This is a genomic window from Vibrio plantisponsor (assembly GCF_013041605.1).
GTDB lineage: Bacteria > Pseudomonadota > Gammaproteobacteria > Enterobacterales > Vibrionaceae > Vibrio > Vibrio plantisponsor.
Genome location: NZ_JABEQC010000001.1, coordinates 316,822 through 342,979, shown reverse-complemented (window position 1 = coordinate 342,979; position 26,158 = coordinate 316,822). Strand labels below are relative to the sequence as shown.

At 44.3% G+C, this 26,158-nt stretch carries 19 protein-coding genes; 9 read left to right on the top strand and 10 right to left on the bottom strand.

Translation table 11 applies throughout. The annotated features are described in order from the left end of the window. Nucleotides 1-97 precede the first annotated feature (97 nt). Nucleotides 98-2,284: a 1,4-alpha-glucan branching protein GlgB gene (gene glgB, locus HKI82_RS01690; RefSeq protein WP_171137006.1), complete on the top strand. Its 2,187-nt coding sequence runs from the start codon at nt 98-100 to the stop codon at nt 2,282-2,284. 65 nt (nt 2,285-2,349) lie between these two features. Here glgB and HKI82_RS01685 read toward each other — a convergent pair whose 3' ends face one another. The 5 genes from HKI82_RS01685 to zntR all read right to left on the bottom strand — a co-directional run bounded on the left by HKI82_RS01685 (nt 2,350) and on the right by zntR (nt 6,770). Continuing rightward, a complete protein-coding gene (locus HKI82_RS01685) occupies nt 2,350-2,991 on the bottom strand; it encodes an START domain-containing protein (protein WP_171137005.1) in 642 nt (213 codons plus the stop codon). A 7-nt stretch (nt 2,992-2,998) separates the two neighbouring features. Continuing rightward, complete coding sequence (locus HKI82_RS01680) at nt 2,999-4,024, bottom strand: acyltransferase (RefSeq protein ID WP_171137004.1); 1,026 nt, start codon at nt 4,022-4,024, stop codon at nt 2,999-3,001. Between the two features lie 128 nt (nt 4,025-4,152). Continuing rightward, the gene (locus HKI82_RS01675; RefSeq protein WP_171137003.1) at nt 4,153-5,115 is read right to left on the bottom strand and encodes an AEC family transporter; all 963 of its coding nucleotides are present in this window, start codon (nt 5,113-5,115) and stop codon (nt 4,153-4,155) included. A gap of 136 nt (nt 5,116-5,251) precedes the next feature. Then, on the bottom strand, nt 5,252-6,349 hold the full coding sequence (locus tag HKI82_RS01670) for an SO_0444 family Cu/Zn efflux transporter (RefSeq protein WP_171137002.1): 1,098 nt from the start codon (nt 6,347-6,349) through the stop codon (nt 5,252-5,254). 1 nt (nt 6,350) lies between these two features. Further along, nucleotides 6,351-6,770: a Zn(2+)-responsive transcriptional regulator gene (gene zntR / locus HKI82_RS01665; protein WP_171137001.1), complete on the bottom strand. Its 420-nt coding sequence runs from the start codon at nt 6,768-6,770 to the stop codon at nt 6,351-6,353. 182 nt (nt 6,771-6,952) lie between these two features. Here zntR and HKI82_RS01660 point away from each other — a divergent pair, with 182 nt between their 5' ends. From HKI82_RS01660 to HKI82_RS01650, 3 genes are all read left to right on the top strand, one after another. After that, on the top strand, nt 6,953-7,543 hold the full coding sequence (locus tag HKI82_RS01660; RefSeq protein ID WP_171137000.1) for a TetR/AcrR family transcriptional regulator: 591 nt from the start codon (nt 6,953-6,955) through the stop codon (nt 7,541-7,543). Between the two features lie 58 nt (nt 7,544-7,601). Further along, entirely contained in the window at nt 7,602-8,459 is an 858-nt protein-coding gene (locus HKI82_RS01655) for an alpha/beta fold hydrolase (RefSeq protein WP_171136999.1), read from the top strand. A gap of 215 nt (nt 8,460-8,674) precedes the next feature. After that, nucleotides 8,675-10,060 (top strand): SLC13 family permease, encoded by a 1,386-nt coding sequence (locus tag HKI82_RS01650; RefSeq protein ID WP_102939917.1) that lies wholly within the window; start codon nt 8,675-8,677, stop codon nt 10,058-10,060. Between the two features lie 65 nt (nt 10,061-10,125). Here the strand turns inward: HKI82_RS01650 and HKI82_RS01645 are convergent, their stop codons facing one another. Together HKI82_RS01645 and HKI82_RS01640 are read right to left on the bottom strand one after the other, a co-directional pair. Then, nucleotides 10,126-11,949: an SUMF1/EgtB/PvdO family nonheme iron enzyme gene (locus HKI82_RS01645; protein ID WP_171136998.1), complete on the bottom strand. Its 1,824-nt coding sequence runs from the start codon at nt 11,947-11,949 to the stop codon at nt 10,126-10,128. A 168-nt stretch (nt 11,950-12,117) separates the two neighbouring features. After that, nucleotides 12,118-13,224, bottom strand: a complete 1,107-nt coding sequence (locus tag HKI82_RS01640; protein ID WP_102939919.1) for a PEGA domain-containing protein — start codon at nt 13,222-13,224, stop codon at nt 12,118-12,120. Between the two features lie 451 nt (nt 13,225-13,675). Between HKI82_RS01640 and HKI82_RS01635 the strand changes: the two genes are divergently transcribed. After that, a complete protein-coding gene (locus HKI82_RS01635; RefSeq protein WP_171136997.1) occupies nt 13,676-14,491 on the top strand; it encodes an AraC family transcriptional regulator in 816 nt (271 codons plus the stop codon). Nucleotides 14,492-14,641: 150 nt separating this feature from the next. Here the strand turns inward: HKI82_RS01635 and HKI82_RS01630 are convergent, their stop codons facing one another. Further along, the gene (locus HKI82_RS01630) at nt 14,642-15,694 is read right to left on the bottom strand and encodes a DUF1254 domain-containing protein (RefSeq protein WP_102939920.1); all 1,053 of its coding nucleotides are present in this window, start codon (nt 15,692-15,694) and stop codon (nt 14,642-14,644) included. 30 nt (nt 15,695-15,724) lie between these two features. Then, nucleotides 15,725-16,738: a DUF1254 domain-containing protein gene (locus HKI82_RS01625; protein ID WP_102939921.1), complete on the bottom strand. Its 1,014-nt coding sequence runs from the start codon at nt 16,736-16,738 to the stop codon at nt 15,725-15,727. 139 nt (nt 16,739-16,877) lie between these two features. On the opposite strand from HKI82_RS01625, the gene HKI82_RS01620 reads away from it, so the two are divergent. The 4 genes from HKI82_RS01620 (at nt 16,878) to putP (ending at nt 23,850) form a co-directional block, all read left to right on the top strand. Next, nucleotides 16,878-17,822, top strand: coding sequence for a LysR family transcriptional regulator (locus tag HKI82_RS01620; RefSeq protein WP_102939922.1), 945 nt, complete (start codon nt 16,878-16,880; stop codon nt 17,820-17,822). A gap of 590 nt (nt 17,823-18,412) precedes the next feature. After that, nucleotides 18,413-21,532, top strand: coding sequence for a bifunctional proline dehydrogenase/L-glutamate gamma-semialdehyde dehydrogenase PutA (putA, locus tag HKI82_RS01615; RefSeq protein WP_171136996.1), 3,120 nt, complete (start codon nt 18,413-18,415; stop codon nt 21,530-21,532). A gap of 24 nt (nt 21,533-21,556) precedes the next feature. Beyond that, entirely contained in the window at nt 21,557-22,255 is a 699-nt protein-coding gene (locus HKI82_RS01610) for a 1-pyrroline-5-carboxylate dehydrogenase (RefSeq protein ID WP_102939924.1), read from the top strand. Between the two features lie 104 nt (nt 22,256-22,359). After that, nucleotides 22,360-23,850 carry a sodium/proline symporter PutP gene (gene putP, locus HKI82_RS01605; RefSeq protein ID WP_171136995.1) on the top strand — a complete coding sequence of 497 codons (1,491 nt, stop codon included), beginning with the start codon at nt 22,360-22,362 and terminating at the stop codon, nt 23,848-23,850. Between the two features lie 96 nt (nt 23,851-23,946). Here the strand turns inward: putP and glgX are convergent, their stop codons facing one another. Then, nucleotides 23,947-25,923, bottom strand: a complete 1,977-nt coding sequence (glgX, locus tag HKI82_RS01600; protein WP_171136994.1) for a glycogen debranching protein GlgX — start codon at nt 25,921-25,923, stop codon at nt 23,947-23,949. Nucleotides 25,924-26,158: the final 235 nt, after the last annotated feature.

Below are 26,158 nucleotides of genomic sequence, written 5' to 3'. Positions count from 1 at the left end.
TCTATAGCCCTTTTGAGTTCGGTAAGATGAATTCACGCTAGTATGCCCGCCAATGTAGCGGGCATTTTTATTTCTCTGTTGCGCTGGGAGAAGAGTATTGAAAAAAGCTAAAAAGCCTTCGAAAACACAAGTTGCCTATAACCAGCTTTCTCACGCTGGTTTTGCTGATCCATTTGCATTTTTAGGTCCGTTTATTCCTTCTTTTCAAGGAGCACTACGAGTATGGATGCCGGGTGCTGATAAAGTAGAGTTGCTGGTGGAAGGAGAGCCGAGAGTGGCTCTTGAAAGAGAAACCGATGCCGGTTTTGTTCTTACATCAGACAGAGACCTTCGCTTCACCCATTATTCTCTTGCGGTTGACTGGGCGGGTACCGAACAAATTGTCGATGACCCTTACCAGTACCACGAAATTTATGCCGAATATGATGACCTGCACACTCCGAAAGAGATGTATCGTCATATGGGCTCACAGTTCGTCACGTTAGAACGCGACGGTAAGCAGATCTCAGGTGTTCGTTTCCTTGTTTACGCGCCTCACGCTTCGGCGTGTAGTCTGGTTGGTTCTTTTAACCAGTGGGACGGTCGTCGTCATCCGATGCAACGTTTAGATTATGGCATTTGGGGGCTGTTTATTCCGGGGCTGGAAGAGGGCGTTCAATACAAATTTGAACTGAAAGGACCACATGGTGAAGGCTTACCTCATAAGGCTGACCCTTGGGGATTCTACGCGGAACAACACCCTTCTTTTGCCTCTGTGACTTATGATCATAGCCGTTACCAATGGCAAGACAGTGAATGGCAACATCGCCCTGTGACGCAAAAGCGTAAAGAAGCGCTCTCTTTTTATGAATTGCATGCTGGCTCATGGAAGCGTGGTGAGAATGGAGACTTCCTCAATTATCGCGAGTTAGCACAGCATTTGATTCCGTATCTGGTTGATATGGGATACACCCATGTAGAGCTTATGCCGGTTTCTGAACATCCATTTTATGGCTCTTGGGGTTATCAACCTGTTGGTTTGTTTGCGCCAACCAGTCGTTATGGCTCGCCGGATGATTTCAAATACTTCGTTGATATGTGCCATCAGGCTGGTATCGGTGTGGTTCTTGACTGGGTTCCAGCACACTTCCCGTCGGATGATCATGGTTTGGCGAATTTCGATGGTACGCCGCTATTCCATGATCCTGATCCGCGTCGTGGCTGGCATCAGGACTGGAATTCATACATCTACGATGTTGGACGCGAACATGTGCGTCGTTTCCTAGTTTCCAATGCGCTGTATTGGTTCGATATGTTCCATATTGACGGTATTCGTGTGGATGCAGTGGCGTCGATGCTTTATCTCGACTATTCACGCAGTCACGATCAGTGGATTCCAAACGTTGATGGTGGCCGTGAAAATTATGATGCCATCGCAACCTTTAAGTGGATGAACGAAGAGGTTTATAAATACTTCCCGAATGCGATGACCATTGCTGAAGAATCCACAGCCTTTCCGGGTGTGTCAGCGCCAACCTTTATGGGCGGCTTAGGCTTTGGTTTCAAGTGGAACATGGGTTGGATGCACGACAGTCTTTCGTACATCAAAGAAGATCCGGTACATCGTAAATATCACCACAACACGTTAACTTTCCCGCTGATTTACGCATTCAGTGAAAACTATGTGTTGTCTTTGTCTCACGATGAGGTGGTTTACGGTAAACAGTCGTTGATCTACAAGATGCCGGGCGATGAGTGGCAGCAGACGGCGAATATGCGAGCCTATTTTGGTTATATGTACGCGCAGCCGGGTAAGAAACTCAACTTCATGGGTTCTGAGTTTGGTCAGACGGCAGAGTGGAATCATGATGATCAACTACAGTGGTTCTTAACCGCTTTCGATCGCCACCGTGGTATCCAAAGTTTAGTTCGCGACCTTAATCATCTGTATAAGAACGAACCTGCGTTGCATGAGCGTGATTGTGAACCATCCGGCTTTGAATGGCGTTTGCAAGATGCAGCGGACATTAGCGTGATTGCTCATGAGCGTATCAGTGATAAGGGCGAGAGAATCTTAGCTATTACCAACTTTACGCCAGTGCCGCATGAACACTTCCGTTTAGGGGTGCCAAATGAGGGACGCTATGAGTTGCTGCTTAATACGGATAGCGGTCATTATTCTGGCAGCGATTTTGAAACGGTCACAGTTGCCGTAACTGAACGAGTAAAAAGCGAAGGCTTAGATCAGTCTCTGTTGGTGCGTTTACCGCCACTTTCGACCCTGTTCTACAAGCTAAAATCGTAATAAGTACTGAGAAAAGCAAGCCCCAATTTACACTATAAATCGGGGCTTTTTTATCGCTTCAATAATCACTCACTGATGTTAGCATGCTGCCGATTTTGGTATTGAGGCAGCTGAGCTTTCAGTGCTTCAAAAGTGTTGAAAGCGCTCGAAACAGAAAGCTGATTTGCTAGCCAGTCAGGCAGAAAACCTCCCGGATCTGCGTACGCAGTGTAATCGATATGAGTTAAGCCATTGGTGAGCTTTTCTAAAGTCCAATCCGCCTGAACCGATTTTATCCGAACGTAGCCTTTTTGTTCTGGGTATTGATCTGCCGCGTCTTTGATTTCCAGTTTAAACGCACCATTGTAAACTTGGTATTTTGAGTACGTCACCATATCTCTGTCTCGGGCAGGCCATGGGGCAGAGAACTGGGTATAGACGATGTTTTCGTTGGGTGATATCTGCTTCAATACTTTGCTGCTGCTGACTTTATCCAACCAGTTGGGCAGGTTATCACTGTCTTCCAGCAGAACTAAGAACGCTTGATAAGTGGTGGGAGCAAACATCTGCGCGCGGATTTCGACTAAGCCTCCTTGATGCTCACGAATGTGAATTCGAATGCCGTCTTCGCTTTTCGCGAGTTTCCATGGCATGTCTGTGGTGTCACTGTTCGCCCAAACCAGACTTTGAGCGAAAAGCAGCGATAAAGTGATGACGCGCGTAAACATAAAACTCCTATCTAAACAGTATCCTCCTGAGAGGCGTACGCTCGATTCCTTTCACTAAGAGTAGAGTGATAATCGTCGTTCCTGCAAACAGTGTGATGTCTCTGTCCCAACTGCTTTGTTGTAACAGTCCAGAAATGTTCATCATAATGATTGCAACCAGTAAGTGGCTAACATAGATGCCTAATACGCTGTTGGCGAAAGATTGTATCCACGTTGCACTTCCCCAGTCAGGTTTTGCTAACAGAACAAATAAAGTTCCAACGCCCCATAATACGGTGCCGAACAGGTAATCGTTGTAGCTAAACACTTGTCCATGTTGGTGTAATCCATACGCTTCAGCAAAATGCAAAGCCATTCCCGATAGCGCCAATAACGATGCCATTTTTATGTTACAGGCGATACTGCGTTCGCGTATCACATAACCAATAGTCACCATCAAAGTACTAAAGAATGGACCATTACGGGTAAAAAATGGTGCTTCCAATTCCGTCACTACATTGTAGCTTCCCGCCAATACACCGTAGATGTAAAGCGTGGCCGCGACTGGAATGATCCACTTTGATATATTCCAGCGAACTAAAGCAGCAATAATTGCTATCGCCATAATCAATGAAGGTATAAACCATAGGTGCACTAAGCCGCCTTCGAGCATAGAGTTTATAGGATTCATCAGCAGATAGTCCCAGTACCCCATACGCTCTGCGAGGTAACCTTTTTCTGCAACATCAGCAAAGTTGAATGGCATCAGCAGGCTGAAAAGGCTCCAAACCAGCCAAATACGAACCAGTGGAAGAGAATATCGTTTCACTGTTTCGAAAGGCGTCGCATTTAACTTAGGTTGTATCAGATAGCCTGATATCAAGAAGAACAGCGGAACAGCAAAGCGAGTGGATTGATTGAACAGATAAGCTAGCCAAGGCTCATCATTGTAAAAGGTATGAGTGGTAAACAACTGGCAGTGAAGGCCAATAATAGCGAGCATAGCCACGGTTCTTCCGAACTCTAGGCTCTTAATTTTATTAATCGAAGACATGAGTACTTACACAGAAAAAGGAAAGTGAGAACAATACTGGATATGCAACTCATCTCTTTCGACTCATATCAATAAATTAGAGCTTGGTATGAACGATGATTCTGATATGTGAACTGGATACGGCTTCGTTACATCAGATTAAACGCTGATAGCAGGAAGATACCCAAGGTGCATGAGAACAGGGAAAAAACAGTGGTGAGTGCAATGATATTGGCTGCCAAGGTGGCATTTCCGCCCATCGCTCTCGCCATTACGTAACTTGCCGCTGCGGTTGGCGCTGAACTCATCAGGAAAATCAGCCCGAGTTCCATTCCTCTGAATCCAAACATCAGTGCGCCAAGGGTGGTCAGAAGGGGAGCGAGTATCAGCTTAAACCCTGTGGCATACCAAGCGGGTGCATTATCTTCTTTCAATGCTTTTAGATCTAGCGAGCCACCGGTGCATAGAAGTGCCAAAGGCAGTGTCATGTTACCCAAATAGCGCCCAGCATCCGTGACCATTTTAGGTATTGGGATGGAGAATCCGTAGCAAAAGAGACCGAACAATATTGCTATGATCAGCGGGTTCTTGGTTAAAGTTCGAAAGATGATTTTCGATGGAGGAGTGCCTTTGGTATCGCTTTTCGCGCTTAAAGCGATTACCGCCTGTACATTGTATAGCAATGTCATGCTCGCCACATAAATTGCGGCAAGTGCAACCCCATCGTTGCCATAAGCGTTAGCAACATAAGCGATGGCGATAATGGCAGTATTGGCGCGAAATGCACCTTGGATGATCACTCCTTGATCTTGCGGACGATTAAACGTCTTTTTAGTGACAAAAGTGGTGAACAGAAAGAACAGAAAATTCGCCGCAAGGCCGTAAATAATCAGAGAAGCGCTGGAAGCGAAATTGTGCTTTGAACTGATGATGCTCAAAAACAACATGGTTGGCAGCGTCACTTCAAACACTATCTTGGAGGCGACTTCGATAAAGTTATCGTTAATCAGGTTGATACGTTTAAGAAATACTCCGAGTACCAGCATCAAGCAAATAGGGCCGGTGATTGAGGCCGAAAACATCAATAACTGAAAGAGACTGTCCACGCCCATTCCTTGAACTTCAGGTGAAGATAGAGATTAGAAGCAATAAACACCGTCGTTCTAATAAACGACAGTGCTTATTGTAAGATTTTTATACTCTACAGCGTGTTGGAGTTGATTGGAATACGTTTCCTAACGGTTTACCTTACGAACAACAGCTTGTTTTTTCTTGTTTCGGGCTAAATCTCTTCCACAGATCAGCCACAATAATGACCGCTAACGCGATGCCGCTTGCCCAAGCGATAACGGGTGGTAACAACTCATTGCTGGCCGCTAGCTGGGCGTCGATATTAATAGCAAAAGTATCGACCAAAAAGTTGGTGGCATAACCGAATAGAATCGCCACACCCACCACACCGACTAGGTAGCTAACCAGTGCTTTTGTCCCTAATTCTTTTCTCACTATACCTAGGGTCGCCATGTTGGTGGCAGGGCCTGCCAGTAAGAAAACCAATACTGCACCGGGTGATACACCTGCCAGCATTAGGCCTGCGGCAATTGGAGTTGAAGCAGACGCGCAGATATACATAGGTACACCAATCAGTGCCATCAGAACCATTGCCCAAGGGCTACGGCTGATTTCCACAAGCGCTTCAGAAGGCACAAACGTCACCACCAAAGCTGAAATGATAAGACCCACAATGAGCCACAGTGACAGGTCTTCAATCAAATCGGTAAATGCGTATTTTTGCCCCTGCCATAACTTGTTTAACCATGATTCTGTTTTTGGTTGAGATGAGTGTGCAGATGAGGCAGAGCTGCTACAACTGTGAGAACCCGAACAACAAGACGTTTTCACAGCTTCGGTTGCTGGCAGTGGGGTTAGTGTCTCTTTGTCTGTGATCAACACCAAAAACGCCGCCGCAATGGCTGAAGTTGTCGCCGCTATAGGTCGAATGACCGCCATAAATGGCCCTAACAGCGCATAGGAAATAGCAATCGAGTCAACGCCAGTCTCGGGGGTTGAGATTAAAAAGGCGGTGGTTGCGCTTTTTGAAGCGCCACCTCGACGAAGCCCAACCGCAGCAGGGATAACGCCGCAAGAACAAAGCGGCAGTGGCATGCCCAAAACTGCGGCTTTGACACTTGGCCACATGCCATGTCCGGTAAGATGTTTACTCAGTTTATCGTTGCTAAGGGTTACTTTAAGGATACCGGCAACGAACAAACCTATGATCAACCAGAAAGAAGCATCAAGCCACAAATCGAGTAAGGTATCTAAAAAGGTCGTGATAGCTTGCATATTAAGCTTCCTCTGGTTGAGTTTGAGTAAGGGCCGTCAGGATGGTGCAGTGTTCGGCAGAATGAGCGCCCCCGCAGCATCGTTCATTAATCACTTTCAAGGCGTTGTGCATATGCTGTAGCTGGGCAATACGCAGTTCAATTTCATGAAGCTTTGCCAGTGTAATGTCTTTAACTTCTTGGCAGGTGTGCTGATCCGGCTCTATCTGAATCGAAAGCAATTCCTGAATATCACTCAGAGATAGACCTACTTCTTTAGCGTGAAGGATGAATTTCAACCTATCAATGCAGTTTTGATCATATTGACGATAACCATTGTCGGCGCGCATTGGTTCGATTAAGCCTTGCTGCTCATAAAATCGAATAGCCTCTGTGGTTATGTTGAGTTGTTTAGCCAGTTGACCTCGGGTTAATGACGCCATTTACAAACCTCGATTCAGTATTCATTTTTTAACAGTATAAACTTTGTAGTTAAGTACAAGGTCAATACTTTATTTGTTTCAATGCAAATTTATTTTCCATGTCTCTGCCTACAAAAAGACGGTTTGTAAAAAAAGAACGATCGTACTAAACTTCTTGGCGTGTTAACTGAATCTGATGAGTTATGAGTAAAGGAAAAATTACCCGCGAAAACATTTTGGCCAAAGCATTTGATCTTGCCAGTGAGAATGGTTTGGAAAGCTTAACGATAGGTGAGCTTGCCAAGCAGTGTGGCATGTCAAAAAGCGGCTTATTTGCTCATTTCAATTCAAAAGAGAACCTGCAATTGGCGGTAGTTGATTTCGCTAACCAAGTTTTTATCTCTCGCGTTATCGCTCCTGCGCGTGAGTTGGGTGACAAGAATATCGAAAGCAAACTGCGTTCTATCTTAGATAGTTGGATGGGCTGGAACCATTCATTCCAAGGGAGTTGTATGTTTCTAGATGCTTGGAAAGAATCGGCAAAAAGTGAATGTGCCATTCAACAAGAGCTAAAGAAAATCATTTCTAATTGGATTCAGTATTTACAAATTCAGATTGATAAAGGTGTTGAGAGCCGCCAGTTTCGGGCGGATTTGGACGCCAAGCAAGCGAGTTACGAGCTTTATGGCTTGTATCTTAGCGCGCATTTGTTCTATTCCATCTATGGACAAGAGCAAAGCTACCAGAGATTTTGGCAAGGAGTCAGCGATTTGTTTGATCGCTGGAAACGTTAACCAGCAAAAAATTTACCAATAAAAAGCACGACCGTACGTTTTTGGTTTAAGGATAGTTATGAGTGAGAAAATTTACTTCAATACAGCACAACGTTTTAACTGGCGTCGTAGCTTAGTCAATGTCACAACACGTTTGCACCATTCGTTGGCTCCGAGGCACGCAAAGAAAACGGCTAGAAAGCTTCTTCTTACTCCAAGTCGTATGAAGGCTAAGAATCAGGCACCTGAGGGTTTAATCAAATCTTACGTTTCTTCACCAGAAGGCCAGTTAACCACTTACCGTTTAGGTAAAGGCCCTGTTTGGGTATTAACTCATGGTTGGTCAGGTTCTTCGAATCAGTTTTATCCTTTGATGGAACACATTGCCTCTTTAGGTTTTACTGCCCTTGCTTACGATCATCCAGGGCATGGTGAAAGTGAAGGGGCTTTAGGGCACATTCCTGCGTTTGTGCGTGGGCTAGAAGCGATTTTAGACAGTGAAGAAGACGTGGTTGGTTTGATTGGACACAGTATGGGTAATGCGACCGCGTTGGAGTGCCGACACTCTAAAATAGCAAACTGCCCTATGTTGCTGATTGCACCCGTATTGGACTATTTAGATAACTTGTTCAGCACTGTGGCTCGTTCCGGTTATTCCATGCGTCTTTTTGAAGAGGTCGTCAACGAAGTTCAAGACGAATACCGTTACCCAATTCAGTCAATTGACCCGTACAAAAAGCTTAAGCAGCGTGAGTCTCAGACTATAATTGTTCATGACGAAGGCGATAAATTTGCCAAATATTCGGTATCGAAAAAGGCGTCTCAAGAGATGGAAAATGTGACGCTTATTACCACTCAAAACCAAGGTCATGGCAGAGTGATGACAAGTCCTGAGGTGATGAATGCATTTGACCAAATCGCTAAGCAGCTTTCTTAAGATTACGGATTTTACTTGGGAGTCTGTTTAAAACTGATGTTTTATTAATCATCAGTCAAACGAAAAGGGATATTTATATTTCTATTTATTTCAAAATGTTAAGTTGTTGGTTTTAATGTTGATTAGTTTAACAACTTGACAAAAATTTATTATCTCCTTGTTTGGTTACGTGTGATCATTGTGTTGCCGTAAGGCCTTTATAAGGAAAAATAATAATGAATAGAAATGATAGTGTCCCTTTACCCAGTAACACCCGAGAATGGTTTTTTCACCGAAACAGTATGATAGTCATTGCCGATGTGGCTCTGTTCTTCATCTTACTGTTTACTCTACCTTTTGAGCCTAATGTTGTTTTAGGCTTAAGTATGCTGACGTTTATCGCTATCCTCTGGCTGACTGAAGCATTACACGTAACCGTTACCGCGATACTTGTCCCTGTAATGGCGGTATTGTCAGGCGTGTTTGACACGCAAGCTGCTCTGAACAACTTTGCGAATTCGATTATCTTCCTATTTTTGGGCGGTTTTGCCCTAGCGGCGGCTATGCATCGCCAAGGTTTAGATAAAGTCATTGCAGACAAAGTTCTTGTGCTTGCTCAAGGTCGAATGAGCGTCGCTGTCTTTATGTTGTTTGGTGTGTCTGCCGCTCTTTCTATGTGGATCAGTAACACTGCGACAACCGCGATGATGTTGCCTCTAGTGCTTGGTATTTTAAGCAAAGTAGATGATAAGCGAGGTCACTCAACCTATGTGTTTGTGCTGCTAGGTATTGCTTACAGTGCGAGTATTGGCGGGATTGCAACTGTAGTGGGCAGCCCGCCTAACGCAATTGCAGCCGCAGAAGTGGGTTTAACCTTTGTCGGTTGGATGAAGTTCGGCCTTCCAACTACTTTGGTTATGTTGCCAATCTGTTTGGCCATTCTTTACTTCATGCTAAAGCCAGATCTCAGTGGTCAGTTTGATACTCATGCAGAACCTGTGGATTGGGACAAAGGCAAAATTGTCACATTAGCGATCTTCTCGCTGGTGGTCTTCCTGTGGATTTTTAGTAAGCCAGTGAATGCCATGCTCGGTGGTTTTAAGAGTTTTGACTCACTTATTGCACTTTCTGCCATCATCATGGTGAGTTTTGCCCGTGTCGTGCACTGGAAAGACATTGAAAAAACAGCCGACTGGGGCGTGTTGCTTCTGTTTGGTGGTGGTATTTGTTTAAGCAATGTTTTGAAGCAAACCGGTACTAGCGTGTTCCTTGCCAATGAACTTAGTCAGTTGATATCAGACTTCGGCTTATTCTTCATCGTGTTCGTTATTGCAGTATTCGTTGTGTTCTTAACTGAATTCGCCAGTAACACGGCAAGCGCAGCATTGCTTGTTCCGGTATTCGCAAGCGTAGCTGAAGTGTTTGGTGTCTCCCCAGTTCTGTTATCAGTACTGATTGCCGTTTCAGCATCTTGCGCATTTATGTTGCCAGTTGCTACGCCACCAAATGCTATTGTGTTTGCCACAGGACATATAGACCAAAGAGAGATGATGAAAGTCGGCTTCATTCTCAACATCGCCTGTATCGCTATCCTAACTACCATCGCAATGACATTCTGGTAAGTTCGGCTGTAAAGCAAATAAAAAAAGGAGCAATTGAATTGCTCCTTTTTTCATCTCAAAACCAGCTATTGAATCTCACGCAGAATACGGAACCCAACATAGTTGGCTGCGGTTGAAGGGCCTATAAATAGCTGTTTGTCTGCTTTTGCCATCTCTGGTGAGAAGATCCAAGAGCCACCTTTCGCCATGCCTCTCTCATCGTTGGTCCATTCCCATACGTTTCCGACCATGTCGTAGAAGCCTAAACGGTTAGGTTCGAACGCTCTTACAGGTGATGTGCTCTTATTTGACCACTGAGTACCGCCCCAGCCAGTGTTTGCTTTACCTGAACCAAAGTTATCGCCCCACCAGTAGCCGCTTTGGCTGCCTGAACGAGCGGCAATTTCCCACTCATCTTCACTTGGTAAACGGTATTTGAAACCCGTTTGCTGAGACAACCAGCGAGTGTAGGCAACAGCATCATTTTTGCTGATACAAACAGCAGGTGACTGAGCGGATTGTTTAAAGCCCGGATTACGCCAATAACTGTCGGCTACAGGGGTGACTTCAGAATTGTCGATGGTAATACAGATGTTTTTAAGCTCAGCATCTGTTTGGTAGCTGGTTTGATTCACGAACGTCTCAAACTGACCAACCGTAATAGGCGTAGCACTTAATGCGAAAGCATGATCAAGGCGAATTTGTCTGGAAGCTTTTTCACCCAGCAGATATTCGCCTTTTATCATAGTGATCATTTCGGGAGCCTTTGCATTGCCCTTCAATGAATCTGCAAACTTATGACCTGGTTTCAATACGTTTTCATATTCGTTCAGCACTGCTCGTAGTGTTTGATCTGCAGTGACTTCTATTTCACTGTTGAAAGAGCGGTAGCCCTCTTTCTCAATGATGATGTGATGTTTGCCAACGGGCATTAACACTTCTACAGGTGTGCTGCCATATTGGACGCCGTCAACGATAACTCTGTCCGCATATTGATTTGAACGCACTGAAAGGCTAACCCAAGCCACTTCTTTTTGTTTCTCGCCAGCCTGATTACCTTCACCCGGAGCGAAACAATATTGGGACTCTAAGTTAAGAAGCTTACAAGGTGCATTTTCAGCAGGACGAGCATCAAGCTGAGCTGAAATCACAGTGCGGAATTTGCTGCCGTCTGAAAAGCCAGATTCAGCAACAGAGTGTTTTAAAACATGAATATTAAGAGAAACATCTGACAGGTTCTGTTTAACAATCGCTGATTCGCTGGTCTCATCCACCAACCAATTCTGGAACTGTTTAACCGCTTTTTGTAGGCCGAGTTCATTTGTCTGGCTGCTACATTGAGCTAACGTCATGTCTGCGCTACAGGTGTTGGTAAAGCTGACTTTCTGTTCGCCAGTGCGCTTTAGTTCTTCACGTAAACGTTCCACACGAGCACGCAGTTTGTTCTGTTCTAAACTTGCGATGTTTTGCTCGATAATACCTTGCGCAGATTTTTTCTGAGCTAAGGCTGTCTGGAGTTCTTGCAGCTTTTGTTCAGCTTCTAAGCGAGATTTTTGGTTCTGCTTTACTTCAGACCACGCATCTTGATACGCCTGTTGCGAAGGCATTATGTCAAGATCCGGTTCATCTATCATTTTGAGATAGTCACGCTCTAAATTTGCTTTCGCTGTTTTTAGCTTGGCATCGAGTTTGACTGTCAGTTGATTAAGACGATCCAATTCTTGTTGTTGATTGTCGACAGCAGTCTGATCGGACTGAGTCGCCTTTTTTGCATCCTGCAACTCTGAATGTTTACTGAACAGCGCGTCATCAATGGCCATTACAGAGGAAGGCGTTCCTTCTGCCAACGTCGATGTCGCCATTAAGCAAGGTGAGAGTGCTATTAGAAGAGCGGATAAACCTTGTCGCATTGTTGTCTACTTCAGTTAAGTTTTAAAAAAATGTTTTGGCTATTCTAAACGAAAACGCCATTTTGTCAGAAGTTATCTTTCAATAACTTGGTAACAAAATGGCGTTTTAACATAGCCTTATTTATCAGCTTTGTGAATCATCACAGAAAAATCACTGTATTCCGTCGCCTAGCCGTTTTTGTTTGGTCTTAGTTTTACCCAGATAGAGTCGTTGCCATTGACAGTGATTACACGGTTATAAGTTTCGAAACCGTCTTTAGACACAGTAACTTGATGACGACCTGCCGGTAGAACGATTTCTACAGGAGTACTGCCATAGTTAATACCATTGATGGTCACAGAATCGTTATATTGGTCGGAACGAACAGTCACATTTGCCCACTGTTTATCGTTCTTCTTGTTTGTGTTCTCGTCAGCTGCGCCTTGTAGACAGTAGCGAGTAGAAACATTCAGCAGTTTACATGCTGCTACCGCTTCTGGTTTCGCTTGTAACTGTGCTTGCATCAGAGTGGTGTAGTCATTGTTGCCTTCGAAACCACTCTTGATGATTTGGCTTTCTTGTACGTGAATGTTTAGCTCAACACCATTGGTGTTTTGTTTAACAAGCGCAGATTCAGTGACACCATCAAGTAACTTAGCACGAAACGTTTTAACCGCTTTTTGCTTCGTAAGGTATTTACCTTGGTTCGCACACTCACCAAGCGTCATCGTTGTAGAACAGGCTGTTTTGTAGCTTGTCTCTAAAACACTGCTTTCACGAAGTTCAGCTTCAAGACGCTTAACGCGCGCTTCAATACGGCTTTCTTCCAAGTTAGCGAATTCAGTTTTTAAGCGTGCTTGTTTCTGCTTAATCTGAGACAAACGCATTTCGCTTTCTGTCACAGCCTGCTCATTGGCTAACTTTTCAGATTGGTTCTGCTTTACCGCTGCCCAAGTTTCTTGATATTTCTTTTGGAAGGTAACCAAATCAGTTTCTGGGTCATCCAATAGACGTGAATATTGTTTATCTAGAGCTGATTTTGCTCTATTACGCTTTGCATCTAATTCATCTGCTTCGCGTTGGAGGCGTTCTTCTTCATTTTTCAATTGTTGAAGTTTGGCACCTTCCGCTTCATAGTCTGAAGAAATCGTGTCAATTTCATTTTGTTTGATACTTATCTTCTCATCGATGCTCGCCACAGGATCAGCCTGTGTTACTTGTTCTGCGTTCACCGATGCAGTTACCCAAAGAGGGCTTAGCGCAAGCAATAGCGCTGGGATGCGATATTTGATCATAGGTCCCTGCAACAATTTAACATTTAACCACCGAATATAGTGGGAAAGACAATCTTTTGACAGCTTTTAAATAAGCCGACTCATAATGCAAACTCTGTAGCTTTTTTAGCTTCAAAGCACTAAAACTTACCAAGACCTGCTACTAGGTCTCTGATTTTGTAAATCTTATAAATGTGCATTTCCCATTTTGAGCAGATTAATAAAATATGCAAGCACCGATTTCCGATTCACGGCGTTGTTTTTCGATTGAATACACATTGACCGTAATTTATGTGCACTTGATCATTGTTCCGACTAGATGAATAACCCTCATTTCATCACCACAAATTATCTCATATGCATGCGATTGATTAGTGGTGGTTAAAAGTTGTACTGCAATATCACTGCAGGAAATTTTGGTATAAAATGCGAACCTATTTCAAAAAACGACATGGTCTTGAGTGAGCAAAATATGACAACTTCTGCCTATACAGAGCAAAGAGCCAAAGTTTTGTCGCCTCGTCCGGCGCAGTTAATTACCTTACCTGCGTATATGGACTGCCATGATCACAACTACACGCAAATTGTTATTGGCCTTAAAGGCCAAGCTGAGTTTGAAGTGTGCGGAAGTGGTAACGTTGTTGGGCCGGGGCAGGGGTGTGTTGTGACCTCCGGAACTGACCACGCTTTTGGTGGCATTGTTGGTCAGTCAGATATCTTGGTGCTGAATTTGCCTCTTCCTTCTGATGATGATCCTTTAGCCCTACAGAAGATAAATGATCTCTCTCGCAATGATGTGTATTTCCAACTCGATGGTCAAATTCAGAAATTGATTCAGCTTCTCGTTCTGGAAATGCAATCTTCTCCCGATGATTTACTTTTGAGTCGAGCTTGTAGCGATACCGTGACAGCTCTATTGCAGAGACACATATCCAGCTTCTCTACTCATAGAAAAGACTCGCGTTTTGATTTGGAAGCGGTTGATCGCTATATCGAACAGCATCTAAGTCGTCGAATTTCTGTCGCGCAGTTAGCTGGCAGCGTATTTCTTGGAGAAAGCCAATTTCATTGCTTATTTAAAGAACAGCTTGGCATCACACCACATCAATATGTGTTGGGTAAGCGTGTTGATATGGCAAAATCCCTGATTGAACAAGGTCGTCTAAATTTAGGTCAAATTGCCGAACTGACAGGGTTCTCCAACCAAAGTACCTTTACTCACACTTTCTCTCGCTTGCAGGGTATTTCACCTTCGCAATTCAAGAAGCGCTGCCGTAGTCATTTTTAGTGCATCCTTTTATTAATTAATAAGTTTGGCACTAACTTCCCATATTAACTTGATGGTTTGAAGCTTCAATCCGAGCTAAAAAGGGAATTTGCAAGCCACTGCGCCAAACAGTGGCTCTTTAGTTATTTGTTGTAGCTGCAGTAGATCAAATTACTGTTCATCTGTTTCTTTCACTAAGCGAGAATGTTTCAAGTAGTCATTGATTACATAGTTTTCAATGGCTTGCTTTGACGTTGGTAAGTACAATCGTAACAATCCGCTCCAACCTTCTCTAACTGTTAAGTTGTTTGCTTGTCCTTCACAGTTAAAGCGAAAAGTGTAGGTGCCATTTATATTTTGCTTCATACGTTTGTTCGAAATAGCGAAATTATCATCCGCAATCCAACCATTTTTGTCGTAGACCGTCATGCTGAAAAATGCGTGACGGTCATACTGAAGTGGTGGCGGGTTGATGGTTAGAGAGCTGCATTCAGTTTCTCCTGTGTTACCCGGAATTCGTGGCAAGTAGACAGCAGCATCAGACGGTAAACCAGCCCATCCAGCCGAAGAAGCTATCACAAAAGATGTTGGATCAACCTGGCCTTTGTTACCAAAAATATCGAATGGCTTCGGGATAAATGGACGTAGCTTTTGCACAGTAGTTCTTGCTGCTAACACCTCTTTTTCATTAAACCCTTTTGACACGTAAGGGTGACTGGTTTCAGCAGATAACGTGATAGAGTTTTGGTAGTCATGTGCTTTCTTAAGAGCCTTAGAATCTCGGTTATTAGCAGCCGCTACTCGCGTATTCAAAAATACATGAGTACCAGAGCTCAACATATCTGGTGTTAAGCGGAGTGTCTGACCCGGATAGACTTCTGCAATCGTGAAGTGGTTTTCGTCGATTACCTGTACAATGGCGTACTCACCGTATTCCGGCATTGTAATGGTGGCAGATTTTGTGACGTCTAATATTGCATGGCTATACATGGTATCTTCGTTTTCACGAATAACAAATTGGTGGTCCTTGCTCGACGGAATACGATTGTGCTTATAGGTATTGATTGGAACTTCTCTTTGCAAACGAGTCATATACCAATCTGTTTCTTTGGTTGGTTGGTCAGCAAAGTCAGTGGCTACGTTTTCCAACGTTGCTTGTTTCGCTTGTAGTCCAGTTGCAAACACGAGAGCTACGGTCGATAGCGTAAGTATGGATTTTTTCATTATGGCTCCTGAGTCTAAATGTTTGAAGGGTTACTGAGAAACCAATTGCGGCTCTGGTAACTGGTAGGATTCAGTTTGAGTGAGATCTGGCTTGTAGATTCGCATCATGACATCCCATCCTTTAGCCACTGGCATGACGTTCTTAGCGTTTGTAGGGCAGTTACCGTAATGCACCGTGAACGAACCATCTTTGTTGTACTCAATGTTATTTTTATTCAGTACGGCTTTATCAAATGCGATATAGCCTTGGTGGTTGTACAAGGTTAGTGAGTAGAAGCCATTACCTTTCACTTTTGGTGCTTGATAAGTGGCTTGAGAGCAGTTGTCTGGGTTAGCGACATCGCCGGTGCTGTAATAAGAAAAGTATTGTGCCTCGGCATCTGGCAACATTCCCCAACCAATGGCAGTACCGTACATATGCATTCGTGGCTCTACTTCACCATGGGCACCTTGCATGTTTTTTTGATTGCCCAGTCTTGAGCCTTCTTTAGTCAACGAATCGCGGATAGAGACAAGTTGGGTCATATCGTAATTTGGCATGATGTGCTCTTGATGGGAGCCTGTCGTCACTTTAAGTTGGCTTTGTATGTCTTTGACTCGTTCTAAGTCAGTTGGGTCATTTGGGTCTATCTGCACACGAGCCACAATCATTGCGAAATCGGTTTGGCTCTTAATCTTATGAGTACCAGGCGTTGAGAAAACTTGATCAATATAGTGATCATTTTGTACCACCATTACAGAAATATAACGTTCGCCCGTGTTTGGAATAGTAATATTTCCTCCCTTGGACAAGTCAGCAACGTAACCAGAGTAAATGGTATCTCTATTCATGCGGACAACCGTTTGGTTATCCAAAGGTGTTAGACCAGGAAAGTGAAACCACTTGTTAGAACCAACCAGTTTAGTGATGTTTTTGAACGCTAAGTCAGATTCCGCGAACTCATAATTTTTCTCGGTGACAGGTACAAGCGTTTCAGCCAAAACATGACTTGCCTCCGTTAATACAAGCACGGAAAGTGAAAGCGCTAATAGTTTCTTTTGCATGGGAAAACCTACTCGTAGTTAAGTGCTTTAGGTAAGCGTAGTGATATTTTAATGTTTACTCGTTGACCAACTTTAACTTAAGCTACCCCCTACCATAAGGGACTTGTTTTCATTCCACCAATTCCAAAAAAGAATCGAGATGCTTAACGAAAAACTTCTTATTCATAAAGACTTAAACTTATTACTGTTGTTAGTCACGCTTCACGAAGAACAGAATACAGCTAGGACTGCGGAACGTTTGTTTGTCACACAGTCAGCCGTGAGTAAAGGGTTAAAGAAGCTTCGTGAGCAGCTTGATGACCTATTGTTTGTTCGCTCTAGAGAAGGTTTTATACCGACCGAAAAATGTAACGAGTTAGTTTCACAAGTCACTCCGTTACTGATTGATTTAACGAGTATTTATGCTCAATCCAACCAAGTATCTATTCAAGAGTATTCAGGTGAGATAAGCATCGCCATAAGCTCAGCAATGTACTACGCTCTTGCCGATGAAGTGTATTTGCAACTTAAACAGGACTTTCCCAATGCAACCGTGCGGTTGGTTAACTGGTCGGAGTCCACGGAACAACAGCTACTCAATACCAAAATTCAGGTGGGCATTAATTACTACCCAATTAATGTAACTAAGGACTTGGTTCATCAATCGGTCTTACCTGCTCAGTTTCGTTTGATTGCTCGAAAATCCCACCCTCTAAGCAATAAGTTGGCCACACTCGAAGAAATCTCTCAATATCCACTTGTGGTTTCCATCATTCCTAATTTTACTGCCAAGAATAGTAAAATTGAGCACACACTGCGCAAGCTCGGGCTTAGCTCGAATATTATTCTGCGTAGCGACAATGCCCATCTCTGTCTCTCTACGCTAAAGCGTTCAGATGCACTAATGCCCGTCAATCTTCTGTTTGCTCGAAAAGCTTGTTCTGAACACACAATTGTCGACACGAAGTTTGATATGAATACTTATCTCCCATCAACAAAAATAGGGCTATTTTATTCAAATCAGTTTGCGCTAAGCTGTTTGGGTAAACAGATTCAAACGTCATTAAAAAAAGCTCTTAAATCGGCTCAATCAAACAAAAAGTAAAGATGAAACTCACTTAGTTGTTGAGCAACAGTCGATCCTATGAACATTTGATTCTTATTTTTTCAAGAAGCGTCACTGCCACTCAGCTCCTTAATATTGCAAGTGTTACTTACAATATTGTTCCAAATACATTAACTCAATTACGTTGAGTACCCAGAAATACACCTTTTATGGGCAGGCTATTGAGTTCGACCATCGCCTTTTTAAAAACTGATGAAAACTACCACTGAACTAAAATGTCAGTCATGTGTTTAGGTATTGCTTCATGGACTTGGAGCTCGGCGACAGTTGTATATAAGACCGTTAGTTATCTCGTGGCGAACCGGAGACTCAAGGACAGTAGAACGATTTGTAGTCTCGCAATGTTCTTGAATATTTGTTTTTAAGGTTGTTTGTTTGCAATATTTGCTAAATATGAGGCACATTATTTTGTCTTATATGATGTGACTCTGTTTTTGTTTTGTTAAAAAACCAAGTTTTTGGCAAAAAGCTCGGAGTTTTTGACAAGTAATCCTCGTACGCTCAAAATACACTGCTGCCATTGTAGGAAGCCCGTATTGGATAAACGGGTATGAGATTGAGGAAAACGCGTGTTTACAGCAACTGATGTGTTGAAAGCCGAATTTGTAGAGCAACCGCTAAACAAATTGTGGTCGCAGATCTCTCCACTTTATATGGTGGACGAATCCCAATGGCTAAAAGAACTTTTACCCCTAGCAACGCCGACTGAAGATGAGAAGTCAGCGATAGCGGTTAAAACAACTGAACTGATTGAGACTATTCGCAAAGACAAGCAATCAATCCAAATGATTGATGCGCTTTTGCTTGAGTACAGCTTAGATACACAAGAAGGTATCTTGCTGATGTGTCTTGCTGAAGCTCTGATGCGCATTCCAGATTCGGAAACGGCAGATGCCTTCATTAAAGACCGTCTTGGCGTTGCTGACTGGAAATCTCACCTTAAGAACTCAGATTCTGTCTTTGTTAACGCTTCAACTTGGGGCTTAATGTTTACAGGTAAAGTGATTGGTCTTTCTGACGCAGAGAGCACCAGTCCTATCCAAGCGGTTAACCGTTTAGTGAACAAGTTGACTGAGCCTGTTATTCGTAAAGCAATGCATCAAGCGATGAAGATCATGGGACACCAGTTTGTTCTTGGTCGTAACATTGCTGAAGCGCAGAAAAATGGCCGTAAGATGCGCGACAAAGGTTTTACCTACTCATTTGACATGTTAGGTGAAGCGGCGCTAACCACTGCTGATGCGAAAAAATACTGCCAAGACTACTTAACAGCCATTGAAGCTGTAGGGCGCGACAAATATGGTTTAGACACCAGCCCAGCTCCGTCTATTTCTATCAAGCTTTCTGCACTACACCCTCGTTACGAAGTGGCAAACCGCGACCGAGTAATGAGTGAGTTGTACCAAACGTTAATGCAGTTGCTTGAAAAAGCGATTGAGCTTGACGTTGCTATCACGATTGATGCGGAAGAAGCAGACCGTTTAGAGCTTTCTCTTGAGCTGTTTGAAAAAGTTTACCGTAGTGAACTTGTAAAAGGCTGGGGCAAGTTTGGTCTAGTAATCCAAGCTTACTCAAAACGTGCTCTACCGGTTCTGGTTTGGTTAACAGCACTTGCAAAAGATCAGGGTGACCTGATTCCTGTTCGTCTTGTAAAAGGTGCGTACTGGGATAGTGAGATTAAGTGGTCTCAACAAGCGGGTTACACTGGCTACCCTGTATACACTCGTAAAGAATCGACCGATGTTTCTTATTTGGCGTGTGCGCGTTTCCTACTCAGTGAATCCGTTCGTGGCAACTTGTTCCCACAATTTGCTAGTCACAACGCGCAAACAGTCACTTCTATTGCTGTGATGGCAACACATAGAGACTTCGAATTCCAGCGTCTGCATGGCATGGGTGATGCTCTGTATAACCATGTAATGAAAGCGTACAAGCAATCGGTGCGTATTTATGCTCCAGTAGGCAGCCATAAAGATCTGTTGCCTTACCTTGTTCGTCGTCTTCTAGAGAATGGCGCAAACAGCTCGTTTGTTCATCGTCTGGTTGATGCGCGCTGCCCGATTTCGTCTTTGATTCAGCATCCTGTCGATATGCTGCTTGAGTTTGATACCTTCAACAATACTCAAATTCCATTACCGCCAGCTATCTTCTCTGAGCGCCGTAATTCTTATGGTGTGAACATAGATATCGAAAGCGAAGCTAAACCATTTGAAAAGCAAGTTGAGTCATTTGCTGGTCATCAGTGGAAGGCTGCGCCAATCATTAATGGCAGTTCAAAGATCGAAAGCATGATCAAGGATGGTGTTAAACCTGTAGTGGTCACAGCGCCATATGATCGTCGTATCGAAGTGGGTCAAGCGTACTTTGCTTCCCATGATCATGTTTCCGAAGCGATCGAATCTGCGCAAGCTGCATATGCGAGCTGGAACCAAGAGCCTGCATCTGTTCGTAGCGAAAAATTAGAGAAGCTTGCTGATCTGTTAGAAGTGAATCTGGCTGAGTTAGTCGCAATCTGTCATCACGAAGCGGGTAAAACCATTCACGACAGCATTGATGAAGTTCGTGAAGCGGTTGATTTCTGTCGTTACTACGCCAAACAAGTGGACTGCTTAGGTGAATTCACAGTGGATGGCTTTGATGGAGAGAAGCGTACGGTACAACGTGAAGGTCGTGGTGTATTCGTTTGTATCAGCCCTTGGAACTTCCCTCTGGCAATTTTCCTAGGCCAAATCTCTGCGGCGTTAGTGGCAGGGAACACGGTTGTTGCAAAACCTGCGGAACAAACCAGTTTAATCGCTGTTCGTGCGGTTGAATTGATGCTTGAAGCGGGTTTCCCTGCTGGAGTTATTCAACTGCTTCCGGGTAAAGGTTCAGAAATTGGTAGTGCGCTTACTTCTCACCCAAGTATCGCGGGCGTGGCGTTTACGGGCTCTACCGCAACAGCGCAACGTATTAACCAAACACTGGCTGAGCGCGATGCAGCTCCAGTTCCGTTTATCGCGGAAACCGGTGGTCAGAATGCGATGATCGTAGACAGTACGGCTCTACCTGAGCAAGTGGTTCGTGACGTTCTTCGTTCTGCTTTTGCTTCTGCGGGGCAACGCTGTTCTGCGCTACGTGTTCTTTTCGTTCAGCAAGACATTGCAGACCGCATTACCACGCTTATCCAAGGTGCAATGCAAGAGCTGTCGATTGGTCTTCCTTATTTGCATACTACTGATGTTGGCCCTGTGATTGATGCGAAAGCAAAACAAACACTGCTTGAGCATATTGACCACATGACTAAGACGCAGAAGAAAGTTGCTGAGCTTAGTCTGGGTGAAGATTGCCAATACGGTGATTTTGTTGCACCGACAGCGTTTGAGATTTCAGACATTTCATGTCTGACGGAAGAAAAATTTGGTCCGGTACTGCACATTGTTCGCTTCAAAGCGAGTGAACTGGCGGATGTGGTGAATCAAATTAACCAGACAGGGTTTGGTCTGACTATGGGTATCCATAGCCGTAACGAAACGACGTATCGCTGGATTGAAAAACATGCGCGTGTTGGTAACTGCTACATCAACCGCGACCAAGTTGGTGCTGTGGTTGGTGTTCAGCCGTTTGGTGGTCAAGGGCTATCGGGCACTGGTCCGAAAGCAGGTGGTCCACACTATTTATACCGTTTTTCTCAGGTTCAATACCGTTAATCGACTAAGCGAAGGAGACCAAACATGGTTCATCAAGTAACTCGTTTTTCTGACGCTTTTTCGGCTTGGGAAAACTGGAATTTAACAAGTTTTGATTCTAAGTGTGAGTGTTTACTTTCATTGAAATCAAATTTAGAGAGCACTTCTCCGCAGCTTGCGAAAGTGATTTCTTACCATCTTCAACAGGCCGCAACATTGTTGGCACATACGCACCAACTGGTTGGCCCTACCGGAGAAACTAACGAGCTGTATACGGCGGGTCGTGGTGTTGCACTGATCATTCAAGATGATGACAGTGCTGCTGCAAAAAAAGCCGTTATTGCTCAGTTAACAGCTGCATTAGTTGCGGGTAACAGCGCAGTTTATTGCAGTGATGATGCTGAATTGTTTTCAGCACTAAAGTCTGCTTTCGAGCAGTCAACTCTACCTGCTAACGTATTGCAATTTGCGACGTTTGACGCGCATCACCAGTTGATGGAATCGGATGTTCGCGCTGTGGGCTATGTTGGTAAAACGTCGGTTGAGCGTCGTCTTAACCGCGAACTGGCAAAACGCACAGGTGCTATCGTTAGCTTAGTATCAGAAACGGATTTGGATGCCCTTCCTGTGGCACACGATCCACACTTATCACTGCGCTTTATTACCGAACGTACTCGTACAATTAATATTACGGCAGTGGGTGGTAACGCGACCTTGCTAGAGCTTGGAAGCGAATCTCACTAGGTCTGATGGCCTTAAAAGATCTTCAGACCTTAGATCTTTTATCTCTCCCCCTCTCTTTGAGGGAGGGGGCATGGAAGATATTTTATATTTAGAGGACTTACACAATGGAAAATAGCTTTGCTATTACGACCACCTTTATCGTCTACCTCATTCTGATGTTGGCGATTGGTGTTTACGCATATCAGCGAACGAAAAGTTCATCGGATTATTTCCTCGGTGGCCGATCTTTAGGTCCATGGCCTGCAGCGCTTTCTGCGGGTGCATCTGATATGAGCGGATGGTTGTTACTTGGCCTGCCTGGTTATGCCTACGCAGCGGGTTTTGAAGCTTTCTGGTTAGCGGGTGGCTTGTTAGTCGGTACTTGGGCAAACTGGCTACTAGTTGCAAAACGTCTACGTACATACAGCGTAACGACAGATGCACTTACACTGCCTGAATTCTTATCGCGTCGCTTTAATGACAAATCTAAGCTAATTCAAACAATTTCAGCTTTCTTTATCCTTCTATTCTTCCTTTTCTATACCAGTTCAGGCCTAGTGGCTGGTGGTAAATTGTTTGAAACTGTATTTGGTATTGATTACACCATCGCGGTAGTTATCGGAACAATCTGTGTGGTTTCTTACACACTATTTGGTGGCTTCTTAGCGGTATCTTGGACTGACTTAGTGCAAGGTCTTCTAATGGCAGCAGCGCTTCTTATCGTGCCTTTCGCTGCGATTGACGGTGGTTTCGGTAAGCTGGATGCAGAGCTAACGGCAATTAACCCTGAACTTCTTACTCTTTGGAATGGTATTGATGGCAAACCACTGTCTGCTATCGCTATCATTTCTCTGGTTGCATGGGGTCTAGGTTACTTTGGTCAGCCACATATTTTGGCTCGTTTCAAAGCTTCACGTTCAAACAAAGATCTAACTACCGCACGCCGTATTGCTGTTTTGTGGACGGGTCTGTCAATGTTTGGCGCGCTGTTAGTAGGTTTCGTTGGTTTGGTATATGTCACTAACCACGGCACGCTGCAACTTGAAGATGGCGAGAAAATCTTCATGCTACTTGTGAATGCTCTGTTCCATCCGGTTATTGCTGGTATTCTTTTGGCTGCAATTCTGGCGGCGATCATGAGTACAGCGGACTCTCAGTTACTGGTTTCTTCTTCTGCTCTGGCTGAAGACTTCTACAAACAAGTCTTCAAGACTGACGCAAGCTCAGAAGAGATTGTACGAGTAGGTCGCCTAGCGGTCATCATCCTATCTGTTATTGCACTTATCTTGGCAATGACTCCAGATAGCTCAGTATTAGGTCTAGTTTCTTATGCTTGGGCTGGTTTCGGCGCGGCATTTGGTCCTGCGCTAGTACTGAGTCTGTACTGGTCTCGCATGAACCGTAATGGCGCACTGGCGGGTATCATCGTTGGTGGTGTAACTATCGTAGTGTGGAAACAGCTGTCTGGCGGTTGGTATGACGTGTACGAAATCGTACCGGGAATTATCCTATCTACAATCGCAATTGTGGCTGTGAGCTTACTGACAGGTGAACCTGAACAAGCGGTGAAATCTCAGCACCAAACATACAAGAAGCAATTGGTTGACCTAGACTAGGTTGAAACGTCACTTTGATTCTTTTAAAACCCCACGTTGTGGGGTTTTTTCTATCCTTAAATCTGTATTTCGCTCACGTCGATTGTTTTGAACGGCTTAAGATCTGCAATTCTTCTTCGGTTGGAAATGGAGAATCGCCATTGAAGACGGAAGTTGTAGAATTTCTCCTTCAGCATGACCTGGCTGGATATGAGACAAGTTAGTGTCACAGATAATTTTCCAGTCCTGACCACGATCATGAGGCAGTTTAAACCTTGCCGGCGCATTGGTTTGGTTGATCAAATACAGCATCTCTTGCTCATCTTCACCAATACCCATGTGCAGAGCAACAGCCCTGACTCTGTTCCAGTCATCATGCTCCATCAATTCACCGTCGACTCGTCGCCAGAAGATGCGATTGAAGTTGCGTTCGTCACCACTAAAGGCACGAATAAACGGAACCATGTAGGTTTGACGAGCGGCAACCATTTGCGCCAGCCACTCTTTGAAGATGCCTTTACGTTCGGTGTTCTCCCAGTTTATCCAACTGATTTCATTGTCCTGACAATAAGCATTGTTGTTACCCTTCTGAGTATGAGAGAGGACATCTGCGGTCAGGATATGCGGTATACCAAACGCAAACAGCAGGCTTGCCATGAAGTTACGCTTTTGGCGCTCACGGGTTGCCTGAATCACTAGGTTATCTGTTTCGCCTTCTTCACCATAGTTGTCAGAACGGTTATCACCGTGTCCATCGCGGTTTTGTTCACCGTTGGCTTCATTGTGTTTGTGTTTATATGACACCAGATCCTGAAGAGTGTAACCATCGTGGTAAGTAATGTAGTTGACGGTCAGCTTATATGGCCAGTTAGCTGCGCTGTAGAGATCTCGTGAGCCCATAAGACGCGTAGCAAATTCTTTCAGATAGCCCTGATCACCTCGCCAAAAGCTGCGGGTAATGTCGCGCAGTTTGTCGTTGGTTTCGTTCCAGCCAAAAGGGAAATTACCGACCTGGTAGCCGTTAGGACCAATATCCCAAGGCTCAGCAATCAACTTCACTTCTCGTAGTATTGGATCTTGAGCCACTGCTTTGAAGAAAGCCGCATCACTGCTGAAATCATCTCCTCGACGACCGAGTGTTGCCGCTAAATCAAAACGGAAGCCATCGATTTTGTACTCGCTTACCCAGTAACGAAGGGTATCCATCACAATGTTTAACGAGGGCTGATATGAGAGATCAACGGTATTACCACACCCAGTAAAGTTGGCGTAATGAGGGCCGTGTCTCAGGTAATAGTTTGGATCGAGCGCTTTGAGGTTGAATACCGGACCGTCTTGTCCGCCTTCTGCGGTATGGTTGTACACCACATCTAAAATCACTTGGATGCCTTGCTTATGCAGTTCACGTATGACCGTTTTTAACTCGGTAACTGCATCTTTAACGGCGTAGCGCGGATCGGGTGCCATGAACACGAAAGGGTTGTACCCCCAATAGTTCACTTTGCCCATATCCAACAAATGAGGTTCATGCATGCACGCTGCAATAGGAAGCAGTTGCAAGGTGTTGATATGTTGCTCGCGATAAAACTGCAACATTGGCTCGCTGATCAAGCCTAAATAGGTTCCGCGAACGGTATCGTCCACATTCGGGTGAAGCTGAGTTAGCCCTTTGACGTGCGTTTCAAACAGCACCATTTCATCACGTGAAATCGCTGGCTTGTGTGAATCTTGCCAATCGAAGTCATCGCTTATGACGATACATTTCGCGAGTTCAAAGCTGTCTTCTTCAGAAAATGGAGGGGTATAAGTAAGCGGAGCATCTAACGCTTTGGCATAAGGGTCCGACACGTACAATAAGCTGTTGTCGTCTTCATGAGAAATAAAACCATACCGCTGGCCCGCTTTGATGCCAGCCATGTAGGTGTGCTTGATTCCAGCATACTCTCCTTCCAAAGGGTGTGTTTCGTAACTGCCATCTGAATTGAACAAGGCAAGCACCAAATCATCGTTGGCAGGCGCATAGATAGAAAAGTTGCATCCATTTGGATCAAGTGTTGCACCTAAAGGATACGGACGAGAAGCTGTAGTAGTCATCGTAAGTTACATTCTTATAGTTAGAGTTAAGTTACCCACTTAATTAAGTAAAAAGCTTTGGGACTATTAGGTCAAGCGCCCTTTAATAAAATATCTTCTGTAATTTCATTACAGTTTTATGAACAATTTATCGCCAAATAGTGATCTAATGCATTTTGTATTCCAATAACCTGAAAGCTTTCGATCACTACTCCCCCTAAATTGCGTGATCAACGTTTCAAAAACACCATACCTG

Excerpts from the sequence above, each read along its gene's own strand:
- HKI82_RS01685 (WP_171137005.1), bottom strand. The coding sequence starts at position 2,991 with ATGTTTACGCGCGTCATCACTTTATCGCTGCTTTTCGCTCAAAGTCTG.
- HKI82_RS01680 (WP_171137004.1), bottom strand. The coding sequence starts at position 4,024 with ATGTCTTCGATTAATAAAATTAAGAGCCTAGAGTTCGGAAGAACCGTG.
- HKI82_RS01675 (WP_171137003.1), bottom strand. The coding sequence starts at position 5,115 with ATGGGCGTGGACAGTCTCTTTCAGTTATTGATGTTTTCGGCCTCAATC.
- HKI82_RS01670 (WP_171137002.1), bottom strand. The coding sequence starts at position 6,349 with ATGCAAGCTATCACGACCTTTTTAGATACCTTACTCGATTTGTGGCTT.
- zntR (WP_171137001.1), bottom strand. The coding sequence starts at position 6,770 with ATGGCGTCATTAACCCGAGGTCAACTGGCTAAACAACTCAACATAACC.
- HKI82_RS01660 (WP_171137000.1), top strand. The coding sequence starts at position 6,953 with ATGAGTAAAGGAAAAATTACCCGCGAAAACATTTTGGCCAAAGCATTT.
- HKI82_RS01655 (WP_171136999.1), top strand. The coding sequence starts at position 7,602 with ATGAGTGAGAAAATTTACTTCAATACAGCACAACGTTTTAACTGGCGT.
- HKI82_RS01650 (WP_102939917.1), top strand. The coding sequence starts at position 8,675 with ATGAATAGAAATGATAGTGTCCCTTTACCCAGTAACACCCGAGAATGG.
- HKI82_RS01645 (WP_171136998.1), bottom strand. The coding sequence starts at position 11,949 with ATGCGACAAGGTTTATCCGCTCTTCTAATAGCACTCTCACCTTGCTTA.
- HKI82_RS01640 (WP_102939919.1), bottom strand. The coding sequence starts at position 13,224 with ATGATCAAATATCGCATCCCAGCGCTATTGCTTGCGCTAAGCCCTCTT.
- HKI82_RS01635 (WP_171136997.1), top strand. The coding sequence starts at position 13,676 with ATGACAACTTCTGCCTATACAGAGCAAAGAGCCAAAGTTTTGTCGCCT.
- HKI82_RS01630 (WP_102939920.1), bottom strand. The coding sequence starts at position 15,694 with ATGAAAAAATCCATACTTACGCTATCGACCGTAGCTCTCGTGTTTGCA.
- HKI82_RS01625 (WP_102939921.1), bottom strand. The coding sequence starts at position 16,738 with ATGCAAAAGAAACTATTAGCGCTTTCACTTTCCGTGCTTGTATTAACG.
- HKI82_RS01620 (WP_102939922.1), top strand. The coding sequence starts at position 16,878 with ATGCTTAACGAAAAACTTCTTATTCATAAAGACTTAAACTTATTACTG.
- HKI82_RS01610 (WP_102939924.1), top strand. The coding sequence starts at position 21,557 with ATGGTTCATCAAGTAACTCGTTTTTCTGACGCTTTTTCGGCTTGGGAA.
- putP (WP_171136995.1), top strand. The coding sequence starts at position 22,360 with ATGGAAAATAGCTTTGCTATTACGACCACCTTTATCGTCTACCTCATT.
- glgX (WP_171136994.1), bottom strand. The coding sequence starts at position 25,923 with ATGACTACTACAGCTTCTCGTCCGTATCCTTTAGGTGCAACACTTGAT.